Source organism: Bacillus sp. FAU20 (assembly GCF_056033865.1).
In genome coordinates, this window is record NZ_JBVYHY010000023.1 from 1 (window position 1) to 8,989 (window position 8,989).

Annotated in this window: 7 protein-coding genes and 2 rRNA genes; 6 read left to right on the forward strand and 3 right to left on the reverse strand. The window is 34.7% G+C overall.

All coding sequences use genetic code 11. The annotated features are described in order from the left end of the window. Positions 1-314: 314 nt before the first annotated feature. Complete coding sequence (locus tag AC0OM3_RS20320; RefSeq protein WP_474212841.1) at positions 315-2,246, forward strand: glycosyltransferase; 1,932 nt, start codon at positions 315-317, stop codon at positions 2,244-2,246. 66 nt (positions 2,247-2,312) lie between these two features. Next, entirely contained in the window at positions 2,313-3,086 is a 774-nt protein-coding gene (locus AC0OM3_RS20325; RefSeq protein WP_000657498.1) for a class I SAM-dependent methyltransferase, read from the forward strand. 40 nt (positions 3,087-3,126) lie between these two features. Here the strand turns inward: AC0OM3_RS20325 and AC0OM3_RS20330 are convergent, their stop codons facing one another. Then, on the reverse strand, positions 3,127-4,071 hold the full coding sequence (locus AC0OM3_RS20330; RefSeq protein ID WP_000517674.1) for an NAD-dependent epimerase/dehydratase family protein: 945 nt from the start codon (positions 4,069-4,071) through the stop codon (positions 3,127-3,129). A gap of 266 nt (positions 4,072-4,337) precedes the next feature. Between AC0OM3_RS20330 and AC0OM3_RS20335 the strand changes: the two genes are divergently transcribed. From AC0OM3_RS20335 to AC0OM3_RS20350, 4 genes are all read left to right on the forward strand, one after another. Beyond that, positions 4,338-5,132, forward strand: coding sequence for a sulfotransferase family 2 domain-containing protein (locus AC0OM3_RS20335; RefSeq protein ID WP_000790062.1), 795 nt, complete (start codon positions 4,338-4,340; stop codon positions 5,130-5,132). A gap of 304 nt (positions 5,133-5,436) precedes the next feature. Next, the gene (locus tag AC0OM3_RS20340; protein WP_046945641.1) at positions 5,437-6,159 is read left to right on the forward strand and encodes a class I SAM-dependent methyltransferase; all 723 of its coding nucleotides are present in this window, start codon (positions 5,437-5,439) and stop codon (positions 6,157-6,159) included. 26 nt (positions 6,160-6,185) lie between these two features. After that, positions 6,186-7,058 (forward strand): class I SAM-dependent methyltransferase, encoded by an 873-nt coding sequence (locus tag AC0OM3_RS20345; protein ID WP_001058686.1) that lies wholly within the window; start codon positions 6,186-6,188, stop codon positions 7,056-7,058. Positions 7,059-7,291: 233 nt separating this feature from the next. Then, positions 7,292-8,368, forward strand: coding sequence for a glycosyltransferase WbsX family protein (locus tag AC0OM3_RS20350; protein ID WP_474212845.1), 1,077 nt, complete (start codon positions 7,292-7,294; stop codon positions 8,366-8,368). 14 nt (positions 8,369-8,382) lie between these two features. On the opposite strand, the gene rrf is transcribed toward AC0OM3_RS20350, so the two are convergent. Both rrf and AC0OM3_RS20360 read right to left on the reverse strand, forming a co-directional pair. Continuing rightward, positions 8,383-8,498 (reverse strand): 5S ribosomal RNA (gene rrf / locus AC0OM3_RS20355). Between the two features lie 49 nt (positions 8,499-8,547). Continuing rightward, positions 8,548-8,989, reverse strand: a 23S ribosomal RNA gene (locus AC0OM3_RS20360); the annotation flags it as partial.

An 8,989-nucleotide genomic window follows, 5' to 3' on the forward strand; every position in this document is an offset into this window, starting at 1 on the left:
TCATTTAGTTTGTCGCTTGCGACGTTATTGTCATCGGCGACTTGTTCTATATTACACCTCTATACTCTAATCGTCAATACCTTTTATCCTTTTTATTTTATAAATTATGAAGGGTATTTTTATACTTCTTCCCTAAAGATTAATAAACTAGCGCAGTCCCTTTCATAATCGACAGTTTATACTTTCTAAAGAATGAATATCAAGCCAAACAAATATATATTAAAAGTAGCTTTTTTATTTAGACTTCTCTCTAGAAATTATAAATACACCATACATTTACTAAAAATCTAATTAACCTTAGGAGGCGTTATGAAATGCATGTTAATAAGAAAATCATTTATGTATCCCATGATGCCCATTTCCACGGAGCACAGCTGCTTTCTTTACATACTATTAAAGCTCTCAAAGAAAACTTTCATTACTCCGTCGCAATTATTTCTATTGGAACGGGCATTTTAATCCACGACTTTCAAAAGTATGGTCCTGTTTATTGCCTAGAGGAAGACTACCCAACGGACAAAAAGATCGAATCATTAATAAAGAAGTTATTATCACAAGACTATACCATCGCCATATGTAGTACCGTCATAAGTGGTGATATAGTTGCATTACTAGCTAAACATAATATAAAAGTTATTTCATTAATACATGAATTGCCGCATTTAATACAACAGTACTCTGCTGAGGGAAAAGCGATAAAAATTGCCGAGTCTGCTCACAAAATTGTCTTCCCTTCACAATACGTGTATGAAAAGTTCCGTACAATCACCCAATTAGATCATCAAAAGTGCCACATCCTCCCTCAAGGTTTGTTTAACCACAATCCTTATAAGAACAATATTGCAAAAGCGAGAAACGAATTACGAAAAAAACACAACCTGCCTCTAGATAGCAAAATCATTTTGGGGGTAGGCTTCGCTGATCATCGAAAAGGGATAGATTTATTCTCACTTATTGCTTACTCAGTAAGAAAGATTCATAAAAATATTCATTTTATCTGGGTTGGGAAAACAGATGTTCACTTTTTAAACACGCTATCACCAAGATATACAGCACATTTTACATTAGTGGATCCTACTCCAGATATCGGTTTATATAACGCTGGGGCTGATTTATATTTATTAACTTCAAGAGAAGATCCTTTCCCAAACGTGGTTTTAGAAGCATTAGATACACAACTCCCTGTTATAGGGTTTAAAAACGCTGGAGGTTTTGAAGATGTTGTTACGGAACAAACTGGCGCATTAGTAGACTATTTAAACTTACCGATGATGCTGGAAAAAATATACGAATTTATCGGGGATGAAGATTTACGATTACAAAAAGGGACCTTTGGCCAAGAACTTATTGAAAAAAATTTCAACTTTCTTCATTACATTTATCAATTATTAAACTTGCTTGAGCATAATTATAAAAAAATAAGCGTCATTGTACCGAACTATAATTACGAAAAATACTTATCCGAACGAGTTAAATCAATATTAAATCAAACCTATCCCCTTTACGAACTAATTTTCCTAGACGATGCCTCTACTGACAATAGCGTATCTATATTTGAAAAGCTGCTCTCAAACGAAAATAAACATCACCTGAAAATTCAGCAGATTATTAATTATAAAAACTCTGGTTCTGTATTTAAACAATGGATAAAAGGTGTCTCTGCAGCAACCGGTGATTATATTTGGATTGCTGAGGCCGATGACTTATGTGATCAGACATTTTTAGAAGAAGTAATACAAGGTTTTCATATAGATAGTGATGTTGCCTTAAGCTACACACAATCAAAACAAATAGATGAACAAGGAAATATATTGGCCAATCATTATTTAGATTACACAAATGATATTGATAAAGAAAAATGGCAGAGTTCTTATGTGCGAAAAGGGATAGATGAAATACAAGATACGTTACTTATCAAAAACACCATACCTAATGTCTCAAGTGTAGTTTTTAAAAACATAGATATAAAAACAACAGCAAAACAATTGGAACAGTTTAAAATAGCCGGTGATTGGTTTTTCTATGTTTCTATCCTTAAAGAGGGGAACATTTATTTCAATCCAAAACCTCTAAACTATCATAGACGACATACAAATAGCGTAACGAGAGCAGAAGATTCATATTCCCATTACAGTGAAGTTGTACAAATGCAGAATTTCATTAAAGAAACCTTTACTATCGACGACATTTCAAAAAAGAAAATGTACGCATATAGAAAGTATCTTAAAACATATTTGAAGGTTTAATTATATATTTTCTTTACCATCAGTATCTCTTGTAAGACATTACTATTATTTAAGGAGGGTTACTCTTTGAAAGAATTTATAGAGGCAAATAAAGATTTGATTTCTCAAATTGCACAGAACTACAATGTAAATGCAAGTATCCATCCGGAGGATCATATCTTCCAATTCCTGGTCACGAATCCAGTCTTTCCTTCTAAAAAAGAAGCAATAGATTATTATTTTAAAGATGGAAGAAAATCAGCAGAAACACTCTTAGATTTAATGACTTCCTTTTATCCTCCTGTAGACACTCCAACAAAATTATTAGAATTCGCATCCGGATATGGCTGCGTAACACGCCATTTATTAAACTTACAAACGAACTTACATATAACTACCTGTGATATACATGAAGAGGCTATTAGTTTTATTGAACGCACATTAAATACTTCATCTATCTTATCTCACCCTGAGCCGGAACAAGTAAAATTATCGTCTACGTATGATATCGTTTTTGGTCTATCCTTTTTTTCTCATATGCCTGATACAACTTGGTTTCGTTGGCTTCAAACATTGTATAATGCTGTGTCCCCTGGCGGATTATTCATTTTCACAACTCATGGATATCAAAGTAAAAAGTACTTCGGCTTTCCAGATTTAAATAAACAGGGTTATTGGTTTCTCCCCTCTAGTGAACAACTGGATTTAGATGTGCATCAATACGGGCAAACGATCGTTAGTCCCTCTTACGTATGTGACAAAATTAAATTATTACCTTATAATCCTATCATCAAAAAATACACTGAAGGTTTTTGGTGGGAACATCAAGACCTTTGGGTAATACAAAAAGAAACAAAATAATAAACCATGCTCTACTTATACAGAAGTAGGGCATGGCTTATTATTTTTTACTATATAAGAACTCTTCAATCCATAGCTTATTTAATCTAATTCCACTTTTGAAATCCACTTTCGGTTCCCAATTACATTCTCGTCTTACCCTATCTATATTTAAAATGATTTTTTGAACATTTTCTTGCTTTTGTTTATAGCAGATAAAGTCCACTTTTCTTTCCGTTAATTTCTCCAATTCTACTATAATTCGTTTTAAAGAGAGACCCTTGCCGCTCCCTATGTTATACACACAAGATTTCAAGCGATTTAATTGTGATAGTTGTATAGTGATTTCCACTAGATCATCGATATAAATATAATCTCGAATAATCTCTTGTGGATTCCCATATATATTAATCTTTTCATTACTGAGATGCTGATACAAAAAACAGTTTATTGCTCCAACTTTCTTTAACGGGTTTTGATATTTTCCATATGGATTAGAATATCTACATACAACATAGTCCATTCCATACTTTTTCTTATAAAAGTACAAATAATTTTCAAGCGACACTTTTGTTATTCCATAAGGAGATAGTGGTTTTAATGGATGTTTCTCATCAATAGGTAAATATTCTGGTTCACCATAAACTGTGCCTCCAGAGGATGCTAATACAATTTTTTTAATAGGGAAACGTTTAACAGTTTCCATGAAATTAAGAAAAAAAAAGCTACTGTTCCTATCTCCAAAAACATCTTCAATTGAAGTTGTTACATTAGACGTTGCAGCTAAATAAATAATAATATCCACATTTACTAAAGCCTTATATATATCTTCAACATTTGCTAAATCACCTTTAATAAATTCAACCTCACTTATAAGATTTTGAGGAAAATTATTTATATGTCTGGAAAATACTTTTACATTTTGACCTTGTTTCAATAAACCTAATGCGAGGTTAATACCAATGAAACTATTTCCACCTACTATTAAATAATTATTCTTCCCCATAATATCCTCTCTAGTAATAAGATTTTTGCTTATCACACCTAGAAATACAAATAAATGAACTTGGACACTTTTATTATTTCTTTTCTTATAATTAATTGTATGCCTCTTATACATTTTCATTATCTTTATTTTATATTTCCCTTTTAGAATGGCTTTCTTATTTAAGACGAAAGCAAAATACACTCATAATATTTACTCATTCTCATGAATATATTGGATTAATAAAAAATCCTCTTCTATACCCTTAAAAAAGGAGTGTTAAACTCATGAAAAATATAAATCAAAAGTTTTTAGAGTACATCATTCTACATAAAGATCGAATTCCGCATTTCCATAAGGATTTTCCCCTTATATTATTTTGGAGTCATAGAAGCGGATGTACCGCATTAGCTAATTGGTTCTTCTTTCAAATTGGATTATTTCCTGAAGCAAAGAAATACAATGATTTTATTCATTACTATGAATTCTGGGTATATAAAAATAACCCCAATTATATACAAGCGGTACATAGCGGTCTTCTAGAAGCCAAAAAACATGTTTGTAAACTCGTACGAAATCCCTATAAGAGGGCCGTTAGCTCATTTTTATTACTTGCTGACAATCCTTATGCTAGTCCTCAATGGAATAGTATCCGAAAGTGTTTTTATAATGACAAGCATAGTAAGCAAGGAATATCATTCAAACAATTTTTATATTACGTTCAAGCACTTGGTTCCAATTCCCAAGTAATAGATATGCACTTTAGTCAACAATACGTCCAAGGTGAAGAAGCCTTTATCCAACGCTATATACCTTTAGAAGATTTTAATAAGCAAATTCCCAAAATAGAAAACGAATACGGTTTGATTAAATCTGACCTAACCAAACTTACAAGTTCAGGTCATCATCGCGCTCACAAGATGGTTTATACAGGAAGCTATGCAGAACTTAGCATTACAGATGAAGCCTTTCCCCGATTTCCAACATACGCAAGCTTTTATGACAAAGAAACAATGGATTTAGTTACAGAAATATATGCAAAGGACTTTGAAATGTATCCATACACGAAAGGGATATTTTAAACCCCTACGTTTTTCAATGAATAAAAGCAAATGTATCGCATAGCATAAAGTGAAACTTTAATTAGTGTGGGGTTCTCCCCCACTAATTAATCCCTTCTACCAATCTTACTTTTATGGTTTCCCTAATTTCTACCCACTCTCTTTGGTTTTACATGTGTCTGATACTATCCATAAAGTGAGGACGTTTACGGGCAGTTCATATCCCACCCAACTTCTTTGCTCCAGCCGGATTTTAAGGTGAGAGCATTACTGCCATGAAAATAATGGGGGAAATACATTGCATTTTATACAGGAGGGATATCATGTGGAAGGTAATTTGAAGCACAATAATGGCTACTGCGTTATTTGTGAGAAGGAAGCTACATTTATAGAGCATAATGAATGGCTTAGAGATCACTATTTATGTTCTACATGCCACTCTATACCGAGGCAACGAGCTTTAGTTCATGTCTTAAATACATTTTTTCCAAAATGGGGGTCCTATCATATCCACGAGTCCTCACCAGGAGGGATTACAACTCAACTACTGATAAAAAACTGTAAAAACTATACATATTCTCAATACTTTAAAAACTATCCTCTTGGTCAATACTTTCAAGGAATTAGATGTGAGAATTTAGAAAACATGACTTTTCAAAATGAATCTTTTGATTTATTCATTACGCAAGATGTCTTTGAACACGTAATGGAGCCAGAGAAAGCCTTTAAAGAAATAGAACGTGTCTTAAAGCCTGGTGGCGCTCATGTGTTTACCGTCCCTTGGTATCATACACTCCCAAAGACTTTACAAAGAGCAAGAAACAATAAAGAAGGAATTGAGTATATGGAAGAGCCAATTTATCATGGAAATCCTATTGATGAGAAGGGGGCTTTAGTAACATTTGATTGGGGCCAAGATATGATTGAATATATTTATACACATGCAAATATGTATACAATTGTTTATTTACAAAAGGATAGATCACTAGGATTAGATGCTGAATTTCTACATGTTTTTATTAGTAAAAAACACGAACATAATTTTTAGGCACTATATAATTTGGAGGTTAACAAATGAATAACTTTAAGTTAGGAAATGATTTTGATAACCTTGTTAGTCCTCTTTCTGACGTTGAACTTCTAAATCTATTTATACAAAGTTGCTCACAAACAAAGATAAATGGTATCCCAGTACCTATGTTCCCCCCCGAAGAAATTCAACAACAGTTTGTAGGAGCTTCCTATGAACATGCTCTTTATGAAGCATATTTGTTTTATAACCATGTAAAAACATATGCCCAAAATTTAGGTGTTCCCTTGAATAAAGAACGTAAAATTTTAGACTTTGGTTGCGGATGGGGAAGAATTATACGCTTTTTTTTCAAAGATGTTCGCGATGAAAATTTACTTGGTATTGATGTAGATCCCGCAATGATTAACATTTGCAATGAAACGTTAGGAAGAGGAATATATAAAACAGCCAATCCACAACCTCCTGTAGAATTTATTAGTGACAATTCATTAGACATCATATTCGCTTATTCTGTATTCTCACATTTATCCGAAGAAACTGCAGAAAATTGGATAAAGGAATTTTCAAGAATTCTTCGTCCAGGTGGCATCTTCATAGCCACAACACAAGCGCGCTATTTTCTCGATTACTGTCAACAATTCAAGGAACACCCTGAATTCATTCAAACGGGTTGGCATAAAACTTTATCACAAGCTTTCCCAGATATAAATCGGGCCATCTCGGATTATGAAAGCGGTAATTTTGTCCACAGTCCTACAGGAGCGGGAGATGTTAGAAATAGTAGCTTCTACGGAGAAACCGTTATACCTAGAAATTATATTAAAAATCACTATGAGAAGTATTTAAAGCTACGGGACTTTTTTGATGACGCAAGCCGATTACCCCAAGCCCTATTTGTTCTCCAAAAAGATTAACTCTTTTCCTACATGGTAATGCGCATAATTTTATAATGAAAATCACTTTTCATCTCAGCCATATATTAAATGATCCAAGATTCCTCTATCGAGCAAACTGTAAAAACGAATTCAATATGAAGCACAACAAAATAGTAAGTAAATAACCTATCTAGCGCTTTAAACTCGATTCAAAAAATCAAAAGTAACTTCCCCCCCACTTTGAACTACAAAGAACATAAGGAGGATATACCTTGAAAATAATTGCTTTTTACTTACCGCAGTTTCATCAAATAAAAGAAAATGACAAATGGTGGGGAAAAGGTTTTACTGAATGGACAAATACTAAAAGTGCACGACCTTTATTTGCAGGACATTATCAACCTAGAGAACCTTATCAAGATTTTTATTATGACTTAACGGACCCATCCGTAAGAAAATGGCAAGCAAAAATTGCCAAAGCACACGGCATATATGGTTTTTGTTATTACCATTACTGGTTTAAAGGAAAAAGGCTATTGGAGACACCCTTTAATGAAGTACTTAAGACGGGCGAACCAGATTTTCCATTTTGCCTTTCTTGGGCAAATGAACCGTGGACAAAAACTTGGGATGGTCTTGATAGCCATATATTAATGCCTCAAAATTATGGAGAGTTATCGGATTGGAAAGAACACTTTGACTATTTATTACAAGCTTTCCAAGATGAAAGATATATTCGTATAGATGATAAACCCCTATTCATTATTTATCGTCCTGGGCATATCCCTGGCTGTGAGCAAATGCTTAATTACTGGGATACACTCGCACAAGAAAATGGTTTGAAAGGTATATACTTTGTAGAAACATTAAACAGCTTCCCACTTCCTAATATAAATGGGTTCGATGCTAGCATTCAATTCGAGCCTTTTTATACAATTGCTCATGATAGCTCTCCAGACATAAATAAGACAATATATGAGTCTGGTAAACAAATAAACGCTTGGGATTATGATAAAGTTTGGATGTATATACTAAAGCGATCTCCTCCAGAGAAAAAAACATTTCCCGGTGCCTTTGTTGACTGGGACAACACAGCACGTCGCAAAGACTTAAATAGCAGCATCTTTCTCGGTTCTACTCCTGAGAAGTTCACGATATACTTAAGTAAGCAAATTCATCGTACCTATTCTCTTTACAACAGCGAGTTTTTATTTATTAATGCGTGGAATGAATGGGCAGAAGGTACTTACTTAGAACCAGATAAAAGGCATGGATTCGCCTATTTAGAAGGAGTTAAACAGGCAATTAAGAGAGGTATGAAAGCATACAAAAAAGACGAGTCATTCTGACTCGTCTTAAGATTGCTTGGCGACGTCCTACTCTCACAGGGACAAGGTCCCAACTACCATCGGCGCTAGAGAGCTTAACTTCCGTGTTCGGTATGGGAACGGGTGTGACCTCTCTGCCATCATCACCAAACTATTGAAGGCATATTCCTTCAAAACTAGATAACATTGCTACATATTATATGGTTAAGTCCTCGATCTATTAGTATTCGTCAGCTCCACATGTCACCATGCTTCCACCTCGAACCTATCAACCTGATCATCTTTCAGGGATCTTACTAGCTTACGCTATGGGAAATCTCATCTTGAGGGGGGCTTCATGCTTAGATGCTTTCAGCACTTATCCCTTCCGCACATAGCTACCCAGCTATGCCCTTGGCAGAACAACTGGTACACCAGCGGTGCGTCCATCCCGGTCCTCTCGTACTAAGGACAGCTCCTCTCAAATTTCCTACGCCCACGACGGATAGGGACCGAACTGTCTCACGACGTTCTGAACCCAGCTCGCGTACCGCTTTAATGGGCGAACAGCCCAACCCTTGGGACCGACTACAGCCCCAGGATGCGATGAGCCGACATCGAGGTGCCAAGGAACACCCCCTGTTTCTGTAGCTTGCTTGGTTC